Annotated in this window: 19 protein-coding genes; 4 read left to right on the top strand and 15 right to left on the bottom strand. The window is 47.1% G+C overall.

Annotated features, from left to right (window positions below; genetic code table 11):
• Positions 1-88 precede the first annotated feature (88 nt).
• The 15 genes from M72_RS03940 to M72_RS03870 all read right to left on the bottom strand — a co-directional run bounded on the left by M72_RS03940 (position 89) and on the right by M72_RS03870 (position 12,911).
• Positions 89-502, bottom strand: a complete 414-nt coding sequence (locus M72_RS03940) for a M67 family metallopeptidase (protein ID WP_055067270.1) — start codon at positions 500-502, stop codon at positions 89-91.
• Positions 503-591: 89 nt separating this feature from the next.
• The gene (gene thiF, locus M72_RS03935; RefSeq protein ID WP_022046741.1) at positions 592-1,398 is read right to left on the bottom strand and encodes a thiazole biosynthesis adenylyltransferase ThiF; all 807 of its coding nucleotides are present in this window, start codon (positions 1,396-1,398) and stop codon (positions 592-594) included.
• Positions 1,398-1,607 carry a sulfur carrier protein ThiS gene (gene thiS / locus M72_RS03930; RefSeq protein WP_022046740.1) on the bottom strand — a complete coding sequence of 70 codons (210 nt, stop codon included), beginning with the start codon at positions 1,605-1,607 and terminating at the stop codon, positions 1,398-1,400. The genes thiF and thiS overlap by 1 nt, the downstream gene beginning before the upstream one ends.
• 12 nt (positions 1,608-1,619) lie before the next feature.
• Entirely contained in the window at positions 1,620-1,937 is a 318-nt protein-coding gene (locus M72_RS03925; protein WP_055067269.1) for a thioredoxin family protein, read from the bottom strand.
• Positions 1,938-1,955: 18 nt separating this feature from the next.
• Positions 1,956-2,201 carry a sulfurtransferase TusA family protein gene (locus M72_RS03920; protein ID WP_022046738.1) on the bottom strand — a complete coding sequence of 82 codons (246 nt, stop codon included), beginning with the start codon at positions 2,199-2,201 and terminating at the stop codon, positions 1,956-1,958.
• Positions 2,194-3,054: a 4Fe-4S binding protein gene (locus tag M72_RS03915; RefSeq protein WP_055067268.1), complete on the bottom strand. Its 861-nt coding sequence runs from the start codon at positions 3,052-3,054 to the stop codon at positions 2,194-2,196. The genes M72_RS03920 and M72_RS03915 overlap by 8 nt, the downstream gene beginning before the upstream one ends.
• Positions 3,055-3,090: 36 nt before the next feature.
• Positions 3,091-4,323: an O-acetylhomoserine aminocarboxypropyltransferase/cysteine synthase family protein gene (locus tag M72_RS03910; protein WP_055067267.1), complete on the bottom strand. Its 1,233-nt coding sequence runs from the start codon at positions 4,321-4,323 to the stop codon at positions 3,091-3,093.
• A gap of 161 nt (positions 4,324-4,484) precedes the next feature.
• Positions 4,485-6,185, bottom strand: a complete 1,701-nt coding sequence (locus M72_RS03905) for a sulfate adenylyltransferase subunit 1 (protein ID WP_055067266.1) — start codon at positions 6,183-6,185, stop codon at positions 4,485-4,487.
• A 1-nt stretch (position 6,186) separates the two neighbouring features.
• Positions 6,187-7,086, bottom strand: a complete 900-nt coding sequence (gene cysD, locus M72_RS03900) for a sulfate adenylyltransferase subunit CysD (RefSeq protein WP_055067265.1) — start codon at positions 7,084-7,086, stop codon at positions 6,187-6,189.
• 11 nt (positions 7,087-7,097) lie between these two features.
• Positions 7,098-7,412 (bottom strand): 4Fe-4S dicluster domain-containing protein, encoded by a 315-nt coding sequence (locus M72_RS03895; RefSeq protein ID WP_022046733.1) that lies wholly within the window; start codon positions 7,410-7,412, stop codon positions 7,098-7,100.
• Positions 7,396-9,093, bottom strand: a complete 1,698-nt coding sequence (locus M72_RS03890; RefSeq protein ID WP_055067264.1) for an adenylyl-sulfate reductase subunit alpha — start codon at positions 9,091-9,093, stop codon at positions 7,396-7,398. The genes M72_RS03895 and M72_RS03890 overlap by 17 nt, the downstream gene beginning before the upstream one ends.
• 19 nt (positions 9,094-9,112) lie before the next feature.
• Positions 9,113-10,171, bottom strand: a complete 1,059-nt coding sequence (locus M72_RS03885) for an ABC transporter ATP-binding protein (RefSeq protein WP_022046731.1) — start codon at positions 10,169-10,171, stop codon at positions 9,113-9,115.
• 11 nt (positions 10,172-10,182) lie between these two features.
• On the bottom strand, positions 10,183-11,025 hold the full coding sequence (locus M72_RS03880; RefSeq protein WP_022046730.1) for a sulfate ABC transporter permease: 843 nt from the start codon (positions 11,023-11,025) through the stop codon (positions 10,183-10,185).
• Between the two features lie 49 nt (positions 11,026-11,074).
• Complete coding sequence (gene cysT / locus M72_RS03875) at positions 11,075-11,926, bottom strand: sulfate ABC transporter permease subunit CysT (protein WP_055067263.1); 852 nt, start codon at positions 11,924-11,926, stop codon at positions 11,075-11,077.
• Positions 11,904-12,911, bottom strand: coding sequence for a sulfate ABC transporter substrate-binding protein (locus M72_RS03870; RefSeq protein WP_055067288.1), 1,008 nt, complete (start codon positions 12,909-12,911; stop codon positions 11,904-11,906). Before M72_RS03870 ends, cysT begins: the two co-directional genes overlap by 23 nt.
• A 331-nt stretch (positions 12,912-13,242) precedes the next feature.
• On the opposite strand from M72_RS03870, the gene M72_RS03865 reads away from it, so the two are divergent.
• The 4 genes from M72_RS03865 to M72_RS03850 are packed head-to-tail and all read left to right on the top strand — an operon-like array spanning position 13,243 to position 16,164.
• Positions 13,243-14,148: a DMT family transporter gene (locus tag M72_RS03865; protein WP_055067262.1), complete on the top strand. Its 906-nt coding sequence runs from the start codon at positions 13,243-13,245 to the stop codon at positions 14,146-14,148.
• Complete coding sequence (locus M72_RS03860; protein WP_055067261.1) at positions 14,145-15,095, top strand: serine O-acetyltransferase; 951 nt, start codon at positions 14,145-14,147, stop codon at positions 15,093-15,095. The genes M72_RS03865 and M72_RS03860 overlap by 4 nt, the downstream gene beginning before the upstream one ends.
• Before the next feature lie 20 nt (positions 15,096-15,115).
• A complete protein-coding gene (locus M72_RS03855) occupies positions 15,116-15,862 on the top strand; it encodes an AzlC family ABC transporter permease (protein WP_055067260.1) in 747 nt (248 codons plus the stop codon).
• Positions 15,859-16,164 (top strand): AzlD domain-containing protein, encoded by a 306-nt coding sequence (locus M72_RS03850; protein ID WP_022045622.1) that lies wholly within the window; start codon positions 15,859-15,861, stop codon positions 16,162-16,164. The genes M72_RS03855 and M72_RS03850 overlap by 4 nt, the downstream gene beginning before the upstream one ends.
• Positions 16,165-16,193: the final 29 nt, after the last annotated feature.

Genomic DNA, 16,193 nt, shown 5'->3' with positions numbered 1-16,193 from the left:
TTTCTATTCAACAATTTCTAAGCTGCATAGGAGATATCGCTTACGCGAGATACCCCAGATAGAAAATCTATCCGCAGACGAATACCCTTTACTGAATAACCAGTTCTTCAATCGTCACATTTTTCTCTTTGTCAATGTCAAAAGCTTTAAGCACCGGCTGATCCATATCCATCAGGGAAAGAATCAGGTAATTGACCGTCGGATCATATGCCAGACGCTTATCTTCCTCGGACGGGCGTGACGGCGATTCCGGATGGGAATGCCAGTTGCCAAGCGGTACCAGATGGTTCGCACGCATATCTTTAACTGCGGCAAGCTGTTCCTTCGGGTTCATGGAAAAATGCTCATTGGTGTGATCCATATTTTCCAGAAGGTACACCTTCTCGATGATCTTTTTGTCACCGTCTTTGGTGCCTGCAATCAGACCACATGCCTCTTCCGGAAGGTTTTCCTTCGCATGAGCTAAGATTTTTTCATAGTCTGCTTTTTTCATGGTAAGCATAAAATTTTCCTCCTTTTCAAGGAGCAAATCGCATATAAAGTCTGCTTCGCAGAGGCGATTTGCGTAGGAGATATCGCTTACGCGATACCTCAATGATCCGGGCACTCGATCTGCTCGTAATCAATCAGTTCTGTGATGGTCGGATGATCGCCACAGATTGCACACTTATGATCTGCCTTTGGCAGTTTGATCGTGTGGAATTCCATCTTTAACGCATCAAAAGTCAGAAGCTTTCCGGTTAAGAGATCGCCAACACCGATCAGGTACTTGATGGCTTCCATCGCCTGTAAGGATCCGATGACACCGCCCATTGCGCCGATGACACCTGCCTGCTTACAGGTCGGAACTGCATCCTTTGGTGGTGGATTCTTGAATACACAACGATAGCATGGTCCTTCTCCCGGAACATAGGTCATGAGCTGACCCTTGAAACGGATGATTCCTGCATGGGAAAATGGCTTCTTTGCCATTACACAGGCATCGTTGATTAAGAATTTTGCCGGGAAGTTATCGGTTCCATCAATGATGAAATCATAATCTTTAATGAGATCCATAATATTTTCAGAAGTAACGAACTCACGGTATGTATTTACGGTTACATCCGGGTTCATTGCGTTCATGGTCTCTTTTGCAGATTTTACTTTTGCTTTTCCTACATCTGCGGTGCCGTGAATGATCTGACGCTGTAAGTTGGACAGATCCACTTCATCTGCATCGACAATACCGATGGTTCCCACACCGGCTGCGGCAAGATACATTGCTGCCGGTGCACCGAGTCCGCCTGCACCGATAATCAAAACTTTTCCGTTAAGGAGCTTTTTCTGTCCCTTCACACCAACCTCCTGCAGGATGATGTGACGGCTGTAACGCTCCATCTGTTCATTGGTAAATGCCATTAGAAGCTTCCTCCTCCCATGAAGTATAAGAATTCAACTACATCGTTTTCCTTTAATGTTACGTTTGCAAGATCGTGATTTTCTACGAAATCATCGTTTACGGTAACGGTCACATATTCCGGATTTTCAACCTTCTCGTCAACAACGAGCTGTGCCAGCGTGGTTCCCTCTTTGATGTCTTTTACGTTTCCTGCGATTGTTACTTTCATCGGTAACTCCTCCTAAATATATTTTTTCACAATTTCTTCCAGTTCCGGCTTCTTAATCAGACCGCGCACACGCTCTGCTTCCTTTCCATCTTTGAAAAACAGGATGGTCGGAGAAACCATAACGGAATACTGTTCTGCCAGTTCCCCGTCAAAATTTGCATTGACTTTGACCACTTTTAAGTGATCCTCATAATCATCTTCGATATCGCCAAGAATCGGTGACATCTGTTTGCACGGAATGCAGGAATCGGAATAAAACTCCACCAGTACCGGTATAGAAGCCTGCAAAACCTCCACTTCAAAATTATCTTTACTTACTCTTGCTGCCATGCGCTTAACCTCTCTTGTCTACTCTTCGAGTTTCTTTACAATAAGGTCATAAGTTCCATCTTCATTGTCGATCAGCTTTAATACCTGCTGTCCCTCTTCCTTGAAACTTCTCGGTACGTTCTGCACCGGCTCTCCATCATTCATATGTACGGAAAGCACCTGTCCGATCTCTAACTCTTCCATGGCTACCTTTGCCTTGACAAACGTCATCGGGCAGACCACATCCGTAATATCTACAGTTTCATCAATTGTAAAATCAGCCATTGTATGCCTCCTTTATCTTCTCTTCAAATTTATCAAGTCCCACTCTCTCGAGTGTCATGCGGAAACGCTCTCCCGGATTGGCATTGTCATCAAAGAACTGGATTGCCGCATCGGTAATGCGGAATAACTGTTCCTCGGATGTCACAAGCGGAAGATACTTCTCGCCTTTGTATACGCGGTTTCCAAACAGTCCACCGAAAGATACCTCAAATGCAGGTGTCGCTTTCCATGCATCGGTCGGACAGGCCTTTACACAGCGTCCGCAGTTGTTACATTTTTCCTCATTGAGAACGATTTTTCCGTCCACGGTACTGATTGCATCCACGCGGCAGGTCTTCTCACAGATCCCACAGTTGATGCAGGCTGCTTCCTCCCATTCCACAATGGATGCACCCTTGATTCCGACATCATTTTCTTCTGCCTTTAAGCAGTTGTTCTGGCATCCGGTTACACCAAATTTAAACTTATGCGGAAGTTCTCTTGCAAAATAACGCTCATCCAGTTTTTTTGCAATATCATAACTGTCAATATTTCCACTAGGGCATACCGCCGATCCCTGACAGGCTGTAATCGTACGGACACGCGGTCCACACACACCCGGCTTACATCCCCCGGTTGCCAGCACTTCCTTAACTTCTTCTACATCGTCAAGTTTGATAAATGGGATTTCCACACTCTGACGGGAAGTCAGATGTACGTGTCCGTCTCCGTATTTTTCTGCAACCTTTGCGATAATCTGTAAATTCTCTGCTGTAAGATTTCCACCTACCACAGCCAGCCGCAGGGAAAAATTATTTTTTTGTTTCTGGCGCATAAATCCGCCTTTTTTCAATGTAGCATAATCAACAGCCATTACTCTCTCCTTTAAACCTTGTGTATTTTTCTTTGTTTATCCGACGGTATTTTGGATTGCTGCTGTAAAATCCTGCTTCAGATCTTCGATATCCTCAATACCGACACTTATTCTTATCATATCATCAAATACGGCGGCGTCAATCTTTTCCTGCTCGGTTGAGTGTGCCGCCAGTGTGGATTCCGGATGTACGATCAGTGTCTTGGTATCTCCGATGTTGGATACGATCTGCGGAATCGTCAGCGCATTCATGATTGCAAAAGCGCGTTCCTTGCTTCCCACGCGAATGGTTAAAATTGCTCCAAATCTTCCATCCAGCAACTGCTTTGCCACACCGTTCCACGGACTCGATGCAAGTCCCGGATAGTTTACGCTGATTCCCGGAATGGTTTCCAGATAAGCCGCAAGCTGCATTGCGTTGTCACACGCCCGCTCCATACGAAGCCCCAGTGTCTCCATACCAAGCAGATTATAGTATGCAGTCTGCGGCGCCATACAGGCTCCCATGTTGCGGAACAATCCGTTTCTCAGTTTTGCAGTAAAGGCAAATTTTGCAAACTTTTTATAGTCTTTCATGCCCGGATACCGCTCCAGATCCCATTTGAATCTTCCCGCATCGGTGATCACACCACTGATGGCACTGCTGTTGCCGTTGATGTATTTGGATGTGGAATTGATTACGATGTCTGCGCCAAGTTCGAGCGGACGAACAAGAAACGCGGTAGCTACCGTATTATCGATCATGAGTGGAAGATTGTGCCGCTTTGCGATCCCTGCAAGTGCCGGGATGTCGGTCACATCCAGCTTTGGATTGCCAATCGTCTCCGCGAAGATGACTCTCGTCTTATCCGTGATCTTGGATTCGAGATCTTCCAGATCATTCGTATCTGCAAAAATTGTTGTAATTCCAAACGCTTCCAGATCGTGGTAAAGATCAATCGTTCCTCCATACAGGCTGGTGCTTGTGATGATCTCATCACCACTTCCTACGATATTCAGAAGGGCATTGGTAATTGCCGCCATGCCGGATGCACAGGCAACGGATGCCACACCTTTTTCCAGAACCGTCATGCGTTCTTCAAATGCTGCGATGGTCGGGTTATTGATTCTCGTGTAAGAATATCCAGCAGCTTTGTTGTGAAACAGCTTCTCATGCTGCTCTGCCGATGGCTGAAAAAAAGCACTGGACTGGTACACCGGGGTAAGTGTGGCTCCGGTCACCGGATCTCCGGTTTTTGTACCATGTAGTAGTTCTGTGTTGAATCCCATTTCATTTCCCCTAATTCATACTTATCTAATAGGTTTAATATGTTATAGTTAATATACAGCAATCATACCCTATTGTCAACCTTTTATTTCCACTTATTTTTCCAGCAAAAAAATCCCCGCTGGTTAAAACCAGCAGGGATTCCATTCTCATAATAAAATGATTATTCTGTCCAGTGCTCATCCTTAAATACGATGCGGCGGTAAGTCTCAAAATCAACCCACTTATTAAAGAAGTTCTCAGAGATCTCCCTGCCCTCTGCGGAAAGCTCCTTCTTGAACGCATCCACATCTGCGGCACTTGTTACATGAACCGCAAATCCACGGCCGTTGATGACAGGCACATCGTTGTATGCAAAGTCAGCAAGCGGAATAATTGCAGTAACCTTCTGGTCACGGATGGATACCGCTACCTGCTCACGCAGAACAACCACATCAAAGCTGTCCGGATACTGATACGTCTCACCCTTGACCGGAATCACATCACCGATCGTGTAAGTTTTATCGGAAGGCTGTACCTTAAAGACGTTCATCGCCTCAAGGTCATAGTAATATTCCTCGAAGATATCTCCGTTTGCCTTGAGATTTCCGTGGGCAAATGCGCATTTTAAGTCTTTCGTCTCATCGAGCGTTGGATTTTCCACAACACCACATGCGGAGGTCATGTTGGAAATACGGTCGATCAGGATCAGTTCTCCCAATGTCTTATGCTTTGCAAAAGCATCAATGACGATCTCTTCCTGCAATACCAGATCGCAGACCGCAATCTCGTTCTTGCGCAGGCGGCCAACCGGAATAAATTCACCGGTGTTGACATCAATCTTGTACTGGATATTCTTTAAGATACCCGGAATCGTACGTGTACCGAGTTTTACGAGATAATCTTTGCCGACGGTCAGTTCCTCATCGTCCATCCAGAGGATTGTTGCGGTAAATTTCTTGCTGACCGGAAGCTTCGTATCTTTTGCGAGAACACATCCGCGGGATACATCCACTTCCTTGTCAAGCTGGATGGTAACTGGACGGCCTGCATCTGCAGTCTGTGCATCTTTATCTCCGACTAAAATGCTCTTTACTTTTGCATGCTCATTGCTTGGCAGAGTCACGATTGTATCACCGACCGATACAGCGCCACTCTCGATCTGTCCCTGGAAACCACGGAACGTGTGATCCGGACGGCAGACACGCTGTACCGGCATATAGAAGCCTTCTTCCTGCTTCTTTTCGCTCACATCGATATTCTCTAAGTAAGCAAGCAGTGGCTCCTGCGTGTACCATGGCATATTGTCGGAATGGGTGGTGACATTGTCACCCTCGGTTGCAGAAACCGGAATGATCTTGACACTTGCTAAATGCAGTTCCTCGGAAAGTTCCTGAATCTGTGCAACGATCTCCTTGAAACGCTCCTCGCTGTAATCGACAAGATCCATCTTATTTACAGCAAATACAAAGTAACGGATTCCCATCAGTGCACAGATTCTGGCATGTCTTCTGGTCTGTACGAGCACGCCCTGCTTTGCATCCACAAGGATAACGGCAAGGTCTGCAAAGGATGCACCGACTGCCATGTTTCTTGTGTACTCCTCATGTCCCGGAGTATCTGCCACGATAAAGCTTCTCTTTTCGGTTGTAAAGTAACGGTATGCCACATCAATAGTGATACCCTGTTCACGCTCTGCCATCAGTCCGTCCAGAAGGAGGGAGTAATCGATTGCGCCGCCGCGGCTTCCTACTTTGGAATCCAGCTCCAACGCTTTCTCCTGATCTGCGTAAAGCAGTTTGGAATCGTATAAAATATGTCCGATCAGTGTGGATTTTCCATCGTCTACACTACCGCAGGTAATAAATTTCAATAATCCGCTCATTTTAGAAATAACCCTCCCTCTTTCTTCGTTCCATGCTGCCGGCTGCCTCGTTGTCAATGACACGGGTGGTCCGCTCAGACTCTACAGCACTCAAGGTCTCGTCAATAATCTCATCTAATGTGGTCGCGTTGGATTCGATTCCACCGGTCAGTGGATAGCATCCCAAGGTACGGAAACGCACATTCTTGTATTCAATTTTCTCACCCGGACGAAGTTTCAGACGATCATCATCCACCATGATAATCTGTCCGTCACGCTCAATCACCGGACGCTTTGCTGCAAAATACAGCGGCACGATATCGATGTTTTCTCTCTTTATGTACTCCCAGATATCCGTCTCCGTCCAGTTGGAAATCGGGAACACACGAATACTCTCACCCTTGTTGATCTTGGAGTTATAAAGTTTCCACATCTCCGGTCTCTGGTTCTTCGGGTCCCATGCATGATTCTCATTACGGAAAGAGAAAATTCTCTCTTTTGCACGGGATTTTTCCTCGTCACGACGTCCGCCGCCGAATGCTGCAGTAAATCCGTATTTATTCAACGCCTGTTTTAATGCCTGTGTCTTCATGATGTCGGTGTACTGGCTGCCGTAATCAAACGGATTGATGCCACGCTTTACACCGTCCTCGTTGATATACTCGATCATGTTAATCCCAAGTTTCTTTGCCGTCTCATCACGGAACTTAATCATTTCCTTGAATTTCCATGTCGTGTTCACATGTAAAAATGGGAATGGCGGCTTCTCCGGATAAAATGCTTTCATGGCAAGATGAAGCATTACCGAACTGTCCTTTCCTATGGAATAAAGCATTACTGGTTTTTCACACTCTGCCGCTACCTCACGGATAATGTAGATTGCTTCCGCTTCGAGTGCATCAAGATGAGATAATTGACTCATGATCTTCCTCCTTAATATTTATTCGAATCCTTTTTATTCACAACAATTGTTTCTATTGTACCATCTGTTTTTTTAATTCGCCAGTGTAACAGATCTCCTTCCGTATGAACGGTCATCTGGCTTCCCATGCCGCCGATGTCGGCACCCAGGTAATAGGAAATTGCCTCAAACGGACACTCCTTGATACAGGAGGCGCATCCCCAGCAGTCCTTCGGATACCGGATCACGGCTTTTTTGTCTTCGCCGCGCACGATCAGGCTTCCCGGACAGACATCCAGACATTTTCCACATGCCCTGCATTTCATGGAATCAATCGCGATGCTCATAGGTTTCTCCTCCTTTCACCAGATCTCTGCGGATCATCGTAATCTGGTCCCCGTTCTTTTTCGAGTTTACATAGCAGAGCCATGCATCACTCTTCTCCGGATAATCCAGATTCTCCGCGAAACTGTGCCAGCGTGTCTCCTTGCGTGCACGCAGATGTGCGATCACAGTCAAGCACACGGTCAGCCGTTCTTTCAGCTCATAGATAAACATCAGTTCATGCATATCGGCTGCCGCAAGTCCTTTTGCAAGGATCTGCAGTTTCTTTATTTTTTCTTCCGCCATGGCAAGCTGCTTTTCGTTGAACTGGTAATGGGTTCCGATTCCGCCTGCATACTGGTCCATGACTTTCTGCATGGCTTCCTCGAGTTCCTCAACGGTAAATGCCGGGTCCTGCTTTGTGAGAAATGCATCATACTCGGCAATTTTATTTTCAAGAACCGCTTCTTCATCAGAAGCCGCCGTATCTGCCACCTGTTCTTCGTTTAATTTCTGCACGATGGAATGGGCTGCGATCTCGCCCTCCACCAGTGCGCCGGTTACATATTTCTGTGGACAGCCGCCTGCCACATCTCCGGCAGCATAGAGTCCGTGGATCGTTGTCTCGCGTTCGGTATCTACCCAGTAACCACTGGCGGTATGACCACCTACGATGTACGGCTCAGTTCCCTCAATTTCCACGTTCTGCTCACTTGGATTTTTCCCGGATTCCACCCACTTGAGGGTCTGTCCCGGTGCCATGTTTAAGTATGCTTTTAAGAGCGATTCATCCTGCTCTGCGGAGATGCCCTCGGTGCGAAGATAACATGGTCCGCGTCCCTGTACATTTTCTTCAACAGTTCCGTACACACGCTGGGAAGTAGTCAGACCGTATTTTGTCTCATACACTTCTCCGTGTGCGTTGATCTGCTTTGCTCCGACACCCTGTGCAATCGTTCCGGTCGGAGCGATCGTATCTTTACAGCGCAGGGCGATAAAGCGCATCTCAAATGTGGTCATCTCGGCTCCGGCTTCCATTCCCATGGCATATCCGGCACCGGTGTTAAACGGCGGATACCACATTTTATGACGGGAAAAACCCGGATTGTTCGGGCGGTAAAGTCCTGCGGCTCCTCCGGTTGCGATCAGCACTTTTTTTGCGCGGATCTCGTAGGCCGTACCGTCTGCAATGGAAAAACCGACGGCTCCTTCGATCTTATTATTGTTTACCAGATAATCGGTAATGTTTAACTGGTTGATGACGGTCACATCGTCTAATTTGCTGACAGCATCTGCAAGAAGCGGCTTGAAGTTTTCGCCGTTGATCTTGATATTGCGGTTTCCTCTTGCCACATACTCGCCGTTTTCGTCTTTTAAGATGACCAGACCAAGCTGTTCCATTTTGGCGGTCACACGGTTGAGTCCTTCGGACATGGTCAAAAGCAGATCCGGCCGGACGATGCCGTCGGCATCTTTTGTGGCGTAGTCCACGTAATCCTGCGGAACATGACCTTTGGTGATATAGGCATTGAGCGCGTTGACTCCGGCTGCCAGACAGCCGCTGCGCCTGATGTTGGCTTTTTCTGCTATGATTATGGAATAATCGGATTGTTCACGGATGGTCATTGCCGCGTAGCAGCCTGCTGTGCCGCCGCCGATGATGAGGACATCCGTATGGAGTATTTTTTTTCCCTCGATTTTCATAAGTAATCCTTCCTTGTGATTAAATGTAGAAGACCTCACCTTCCTGCATTTCCTTATTTTCTACAAGATAGGTCTGGTTTTCATCAAATATATACAGGCGGTAAATTAAGACATATACCTGTTCTCCAATTTCAACCGGATCTTTTTCAAGTGAGCGCTCGGTGACGATCGGGATGCCTCCCACATCAACGACAACATCCAGATGATTTCCTCGGAATATCACATCTTTTACGATTCCACGCTCGGCGGCACTCATATGCTGTGGTGGCTCGCTTCTGGACATGCGGACAAATTCCGGACGGATAACTGCGTGGGTTGCGCCCTCGACCGGATCAAATCCAAGCAGACGCTCATAATGCTCTACGATCGAGGAACGGCCGATAAACTGTGCCACGAACGGGGTGTCCGGTGATTTATAAATTTCCATCGGCGTTCCCATCTGCTCGATATGTCCATGGTTTGTGATGATAATCTCATCGGCCACCTCGACGGCTTCATCCTGATCATGGGTGACAAAAATGCTTGTAATGCCAAGCTTTACAACCATCTCGCGAAGCCAGTTGCGAAGTTCGGTGCGGACTTTTGCATCGATTGCCGCAAACGGCTCATCGAGAAGAAGTACCTGCGGATTCGGTGCCAATGCGCGGGCAAATGCCACTCGCTGACGCTGCCCGCCGGACAACTGGTTCGGATAACGCTTTTCCATTCCGCTTAATCCGGTCAGTTCCAACAGTTCGGTCACGCGCTTTTTGATTTCTTTTTTCGGCACCTTGGCAAGTTCGAGACCAAAAGCTACGTTGTCGTAGACGGTCATATAACGAAACAATGCATAGTTCTGAAAGACAAAACCGATGCCTCGTTTTGCCGCCGGCACATCGTTGACACGCTGCCCGTCAATATAGATATCGCCGCTGTTTGGTGTCTCAAGCCCCGCGATCATGCGAAGCAGTGTGGTCTTTCCGCTTCCGGAAGGTCCAAGCAGTGCGACTAATTTTCCTTTTTCAATGCCAAAGCTGACATGGTCGGAAGCCCGGAAGTTTCCGTAATTTTTACAAATATCTCTCATTTCCACGTACATAGCCTGACTCCTTACTGTATCCCTTTACTGTTTTTGCTTCTGTATTCAAAAATGTTTCTGAGTATCAGCACGATCACCGCAATAATGACCAGAATGGAAGATACTGCAAATGCGGAGGTGATGGAAGTATCCGTCCCCGACATATATAAGGCATCAATCTCCAGCGGCAGGGTAAATGTCTGCCCTCTGGTCTTTGAGAGTGCATTGACTGCTCCAAACTCGCCTAACGCACGCGCCGTACATAAAATGATACCATAGATCAGTCCCCATTTCATCTGGGGAAGGGTAATTTTCCGGAAAATCGTAAATCCCCCGGCTCCCATCAATGCTGCAGCCTCTTCTTCGTCTTTGCCCTGTGCATTTAAGATCGGGATGATCTCACGCGATACAAACGGGAAAGTGACAAAAATTGTGGCAAGCACCACACCCGGTAACGCAAACGTAATGCGGATGTTTGTTCCGAAAAACTGGTTGATCGCCCGGATTGCCGGATACGTCCAGCCGAGTCGTCCGAAGGTCATCAAAAAGGCAAGACCTACAATGACGGGAGAGATCGAAAACGGGATATCGATCAGCGTGGCAAGCACCTGTTTCCCACGGAAAGAAAACTTTGTCAGAAGCCATGCCGCCATGATTCCGAAAAACGTATTGACAACTACCGCGATCACAGTTGCAAGCAATGTAACCAAAAGAGCCGAACGCACATATTCGGTTGTGACCGCCTGCAGATAAAAAGCAAATCCTTCTTTCAATGCACTGAAGAGAATCGAAAACAGGGGAAGAATCAGCATAACAAATATGAAAAGAACGCTGATGGCTATTAAGATGTATTTCGTACTTTTCTTTTGTTCCATAAAAACGAACTTCCTTTCTTAAAACAAACTGGCTGGTTTCCCGTTGTACTTACACATTGTTGGTTCTGGCTGCCTGTTTCATCTGTACGATATTCACAGCAAGCAGTAAAACAAACGATAAAATCAACATTACCAGCGCGATTGCCGTGGCACTCGCATAATCAATATACCCAAGCTTCTGCATGATCACATAGGAGATCACCTGCGTATGTTCCCTTGCACTGTTTCCGGATATGTAAATGACACTTCCGTACTCACCAATCCCTCTGGCAAAGGCAAGCCCAAATCCGGTTAAAACCGGGGGCATCATCTCCGGCAGAAGCACTCTGCGGAAGGTCTGAAACCGGTTGGCTCCAAGCATAAATGCCGCTTCCTCATACTGTCCGTCGAGTTTTTCAAGCACCGGCTGCACGGCACGGATGACAAACGGAATTCCGACAAACACCAGTGCAATGACCAGTCCCAGATGTGTGTAGGATACTTTGATGCCAAGTTTTGCAAGCGGAGCCCCGAGGATTCCGTTTTCGGAATACATTTTAGAAAGTGTGATACCTGCTACCGAAGTCGGCAGTGCAAACGGAAGCTCAATACAGCCATCGAGGATACGTTTTCCCGGAAACTCATATCTTACAAGCACCCAGGCAATGATCACACCGAACACACTGTTTATAAGTGCCGCAATAAACGAACATCCGATGCTGGTCGCAAATGCATGCCGCACGGTCGACTTCGTGATCAGGGACCAGAACTCTGCCGGACGCAGTTTTAATGCGGAAACCATCACAGATGCCAGCGGGATCAGCACAATCAGGGAAAGCATTGTCACTGTAATTCCCAATGTGAGGTGATACCCCGGTATCACACGTACTTTTTTTGTCTTATTCGTTGCCGTAGATTTCATCAAACATTGCTCCATCGTCAAAATAGTTCTTATATGCTTCTTTCCAGCCGCCGTAATCTTTGATCGTATATAATTTCACATTCAGGTCAAAACGGTCGGAAAATTCCTTCAGAATTGATTCATTGCTCGGACGGTAACCATACTCTGCCGCCAGCCGCTGCGCATCATCGGTGTACAGATAATTCAAATATTCCCTGCTGACTTCCTGCGTGCCGTTGGCATCCGCATTGTCATCCACAATCGCCACACTCGGCTGTGCCAGAATACTGACACTCGGCGTAATCATCTCATATTCATCCGGATAACTTTTCATCGTGGTAATTGCCTCATTTTCCCACGCGATCAGCACATCCCCTTTCTGGTTTTCCACAAACGTGGTTGTGGAACCGCGCGCTCCTGAATCCATGACGGAAACCTGCGAGTAAAGTTTCTGCAGAAATGCTTTCTGTTCCTTCTCATCATCGGTCTGCTCCTTTATATAGGAAAGTGCCGCTAAAAAGTTCCAGCAGGCACCACCACTGCTCTTCGGGTCCGGGGTGATGATCTCGACCTTTTTATTTACCAGATCGTCCCAGTCTTTGATCTGTTTCGGATTGCCTTTCCGGACGAGGAAAACAATCGTCGAAGTGTATGGGGAACTGTCATCGGCAAATTCCTGTTCCCAGCCTTTTTCAATCAGTCCGGTCTGCTCGATCAGTGTGATATCATGCTCCAGTGCCAGTGTAACAACATCAGCATTGCATCCTTCCACAACAGAGCGTGCCTGTGCACCGGAACCTCCGTGGGATTGAATAATATCCACTTCTTTTCCCGTTTTTTCCTTATAATATTTCTCAAACAGCGGATTATATGCTTCATAAAATTCTCTTGTCGGATCGTAGGAGACGTTGGTGATTGTCCGTACATGACTTTTTTTGCTTCCGCATCCGGTACATCCAATCAACAGAATTGCCGCCATGGACAGTACCGCTATTTTCTTTACCATTGAAAATGATTTTCGCTTCATGTTTCCGCCTCCCTTGACTTTCGTTTATCATACCCCTTAATTCCTATCATGTCAATAGGTATTGTAGGAATAATTTTCCTTTCTTTCTACGGTACCATGGAAAGATTGAATTTTACTTGAATCTCAATGCCGGGATTTTTCTCTTACATAATGACATGGTAATAAATTTTCAAAAAGTTTTCCGGATTTATTGGCACTTGAACAAATACGTTGAATACTCTATAATAAGTAGAAAACCTGTGCCCTGCGGTACATTTTTGATGTATCCCAATCGCATCTGGCTTTTTATTACACATTACGAGGAAATTTTATGAAAAAAAATACCCTGCGGCATTCCCTTCTGCTGCTTCTGACTGCAGCTATCTGGGGATTTGCCTTTGTTGCACAGAGTGTGGGAATGGACTATGTGCAGCCTTTTACCTTTACTGCTGCCCGCTCACTGATCGGGGGGATCGTACTGCTTCCGTTTATTTTTATCCGGGCGCAGAAAACCGGCCGAACTTCTGAGGAAAAATCCGCTTCCTGGAAACAGGCACTGCCCGGAGGCATCATCTGCGGTGTTCTGCTGTGTATCGCCTCCAACCTGCAGCAGATCGGCATCCAGTATACGACCGTTGGAAAAAGCGGGTTTATCACAGCAATGTACATCGTGCTTGTTCCGGTACTCGGTATACTTTTTCACAAGAAAACCGGTATCCGCGTGTGGATCTCTGTAGCACTTGCTGTATGCGGACTGTATCTTTTATGTATGACCGAAGGTTCCTTTCGTCTGCAGCGCGGAGATCTGTATACACTCTGCTGTGCGCTCATATTTTCCCTGCAGATTCTTGCCGTGGATCACTATGCACCGATCGCGGATAATGCCATACTGGCATGCATCGAATTTTTCACCTGTGGCATCTGTTCCCTGATCCCGATGTTTTTACTGGAACAGCCACGGATGCACCTGATTCTTGCCGCATGGCTGCCGATCCTGTATGCAGGCATACTCTCCAACGGTGTGGCCTACACTCTGCAGTTTTTTGCACAGCGGGGACTTCCTGCCTCTACAGCCTCTCTGCTAATGAGCACGGAATCCGTGTTCTCGCTTCTGGCGGGTTTTCTCATCCTGCACCAGATGCTGAACGGTCGTGAGCTTGCCGGATGTGCACTGATGTTTGCCGCCATTATTCTTGTACAAATAAAAGGAAAAGAAAAGGAGTCGATTAATTCATGAAAAATATCATTGAAAACGAAGTCGGGGCCATCCTGACAGATATCCTTGACGATTATAAAAAAGGACGCGCAGTTGATAAGATGGATATCTACAACCAGCCGGATAAAACCGAAATTATGGACATTCTTGACAGTCTGTTTTCCATTGTTTATCCGGGATTTTTCCGCGATAAAACCCACAAAATCTACAATATTGAACACAGTGTGTCTACCATGATTGAAGATGTAATGTTCCACCTGAACAAACAGATCTGTGTTGTCTTAAAATATACGAAAGAATTCGGGGACAATGAGGAAGAAAAACTGGAACAGTTTGCACAGAAAGCAACCGTTTCTTTCATGCGGCGGATTCCAAAGGTCCGTGAATACTTAGAGACAGATCTGCAGGCCGCTTACGATGGCGATCCTGCTGCACGCAGCAAAGACGAGATCGTATTTTCTTATCCGGGACTTTATGCCATCACGGTATACCGTCTGGCGCATGAGCTGTTTCTGCTTGGTGTTCCGCTTATCCCGCGTATGATGACGGAACAGGCACACAGCAAAACCGGTATCGACATCCATCCGGGTGCAACCATCGGCAAATATTTCTTTATTGACCACGGAACCGGCATCGTAATCGGTGAAACAACCATCATCGGCTGCCATGTCAAACTGTATCAGGGTGTTACACTTGGTGCCCTTTCCACCAAAGGCGGTCAGAAACTGCGCGATGTGCGTCGTCATCCGACCATCGGTGACAATGTAACGATTTACTCCGGTGCTTCCATCCTCGGTGGGGAAACTGTCATTGAGGAGGGGGTTGTAATAGGTGGTAACTCATTTATTACCCAGTCCATTAAAAAAGGCACCAAGGTCAGTGTCCGCAACCAGGAACTGATCTACCACAGTGATGATGAATCACTTCACCACAAAGAACAGGATGAATCCTGGTTTTACATTATCTGATAGTTACAAAAGGGGATTTTATGGATACAAAAGCTTTCCGGGAAGGATTTCGCGATGGCATTCCCATCGGACTTGGATACCTCGCTGTTTCTTTCTCTTTAGGTATTTCTGCAAAACAGGCTGGTCTGACTCCGCTTCAGGGGTTCGTGACCAGCTTTCTGGAAAATGCATCGGCCGGCGAATACATCGCATTTACTCTGATCGGTGCCGGTGCCACATATATTGAACTGTGTCTGATGACAATCATCGCCAATGCACGCTATCTTCTGATGAGTTGTGCCATGAGCCAGCGGTTTTCACCGGATACCCCTATGATCCACCGGTTTCTTGTCGCATTTGACCTGACGGACGAGCTGTTCGGCATTGCCATCGGGCGTCCCGGATATCTCAATCCCTACTACAGTTACGGTGCGTTTCTTGTCGCACTTCCGGGCTGGTCTATCGGAACTGCCGCCGGTGTCATCGCCGGCAATCTGCTGCCGGGCGATATCGTAAAAGCACTCAGCGTTTCTTTGTTTGGTATGTTTCTGGCAATCATCATCCCGCCTGCCAGAAAAGACAAAGTCGTGCTGGTGTTGATCATCATCAGTTTTGCAGCAAGTTACCTGTGCAGCCGTCTCCCGGTTATCCGTGACATTTCCAGCGGAACGCGCACGATCATCCTGACACTGATCATCGCAGGAATCGCCGCATGGCGTTTCCCTCCGCAGACGGAGATCACTCCGGAAAATGCTGACGCACAAAAAGAACAGGGGGCAGATGTATGAGTGGAAATATTTATATCTACATTGCAATCGTAGCGATCACTAGTTATCTGATCCGCGTGCTTCCGCTGACGCTGATCCGCAAGCCGATCAAAAACCGGTTTATCCGTTCTTTCCTGTATTATGTACCTTATGTCACACTTGCGGTTATGACCTTTCCGGCAATCATTGATGCCACAGCCACACCGCTTGCAGGAGCACTTGCTCTAATTGCCGGCATCTTTATGGCATGGAAAGGACTCGGACTTTTCCCGGTTGCGATCGCCTGCTGCATCATTGCTTACCTTGGTGGACTGATTTTTTAATAAAAAAGTGCCTGCATCATTTTTTGATC

This window comes from Roseburia faecis (assembly GCF_001406815.1).
Lineage (GTDB): Bacteria > Bacillota > Clostridia > Lachnospirales > Lachnospiraceae > Roseburia > Roseburia faecis.
The sequence above is the reverse complement of the archived record's forward strand: the minus strand, read 5'-3'. Positions and strand labels throughout refer to the sequence as shown.

Bases quoted from the DNA above. Each gene is read 5' to 3' on its own strand.
- M72_RS03925 (WP_055067269.1), bottom strand. From the start codon at position 1,937: ATGGCAGCAAGAGTAAGTAAAGATAATTTTGAAGTGGAGGTTTTGCAG.
- cysD (WP_055067265.1), bottom strand. From the start codon at position 7,086: ATGAGTCAATTATCTCATCTTGATGCACTCGAAGCGGAAGCAATCTAC.
- cysT (WP_055067263.1), bottom strand. From the start codon at position 11,926: ATGAAATCTACGGCAACGAATAAGACAAAAAAAGTACGTGTGATACCG.
- M72_RS03850 (WP_022045622.1), top strand. From the start codon at position 15,859: ATGAGTGGAAATATTTATATCTACATTGCAATCGTAGCGATCACTAGT.
- M72_RS03895 (WP_022046733.1), bottom strand. From the start codon at position 7,412: ATGAGCATCGCGATTGATTCCATGAAATGCAGGGCATGTGGAAAATGT.
- M72_RS03905 (WP_055067266.1), bottom strand. From the start codon at position 6,185: ATGAGCGGATTATTGAAATTTATTACCTGCGGTAGTGTAGACGATGGA.
- M72_RS03915 (WP_055067268.1), bottom strand. From the start codon at position 3,054: ATGGCTGTTGATTATGCTACATTGAAAAAAGGCGGATTTATGCGCCAG.
- M72_RS03855 (WP_055067260.1), top strand. From the start codon at position 15,116: ATGGATACAAAAGCTTTCCGGGAAGGATTTCGCGATGGCATTCCCATC.
- M72_RS03920 (WP_022046738.1), bottom strand. From the start codon at position 2,201: ATGGCTGATTTTACAATTGATGAAACTGTAGATATTACGGATGTGGTC.
- thiF (WP_022046741.1), bottom strand. From the start codon at position 1,398: ATGGCATTTACCAATGAACAGATGGAGCGTTACAGCCGTCACATCATC.
- M72_RS03890 (WP_055067264.1), bottom strand. From the start codon at position 9,093: ATGAAAATCGAGGGAAAAAAAATACTCCATACGGATGTCCTCATCATC.
- M72_RS03860 (WP_055067261.1), top strand. From the start codon at position 14,145: ATGAAAAATATCATTGAAAACGAAGTCGGGGCCATCCTGACAGATATC.
- thiS (WP_022046740.1), bottom strand. From the start codon at position 1,607: ATGAAAGTAACAATCGCAGGAAACGTAAAAGACATCAAAGAGGGAACC.
- M72_RS03880 (WP_022046730.1), bottom strand. From the start codon at position 11,025: ATGGAACAAAAGAAAAGTACGAAATACATCTTAATAGCCATCAGCGTT.
- M72_RS03870 (WP_055067288.1), bottom strand. From the start codon at position 12,911: ATGGTAAAGAAAATAGCGGTACTGTCCATGGCGGCAATTCTGTTGATT.
- M72_RS03865 (WP_055067262.1), top strand. From the start codon at position 13,243: ATGAAAAAAAATACCCTGCGGCATTCCCTTCTGCTGCTTCTGACTGCA.
- M72_RS03885 (WP_022046731.1), bottom strand. From the start codon at position 10,171: ATGTACGTGGAAATGAGAGATATTTGTAAAAATTACGGAAACTTCCGG.
- M72_RS03940 (WP_055067270.1), bottom strand. From the start codon at position 502: ATGCTTACCATGAAAAAAGCAGACTATGAAAAAATCTTAGCTCATGCG.
- M72_RS03910 (WP_055067267.1), bottom strand. From the start codon at position 4,323: ATGGGATTCAACACAGAACTACTACATGGTACAAAAACCGGAGATCCG.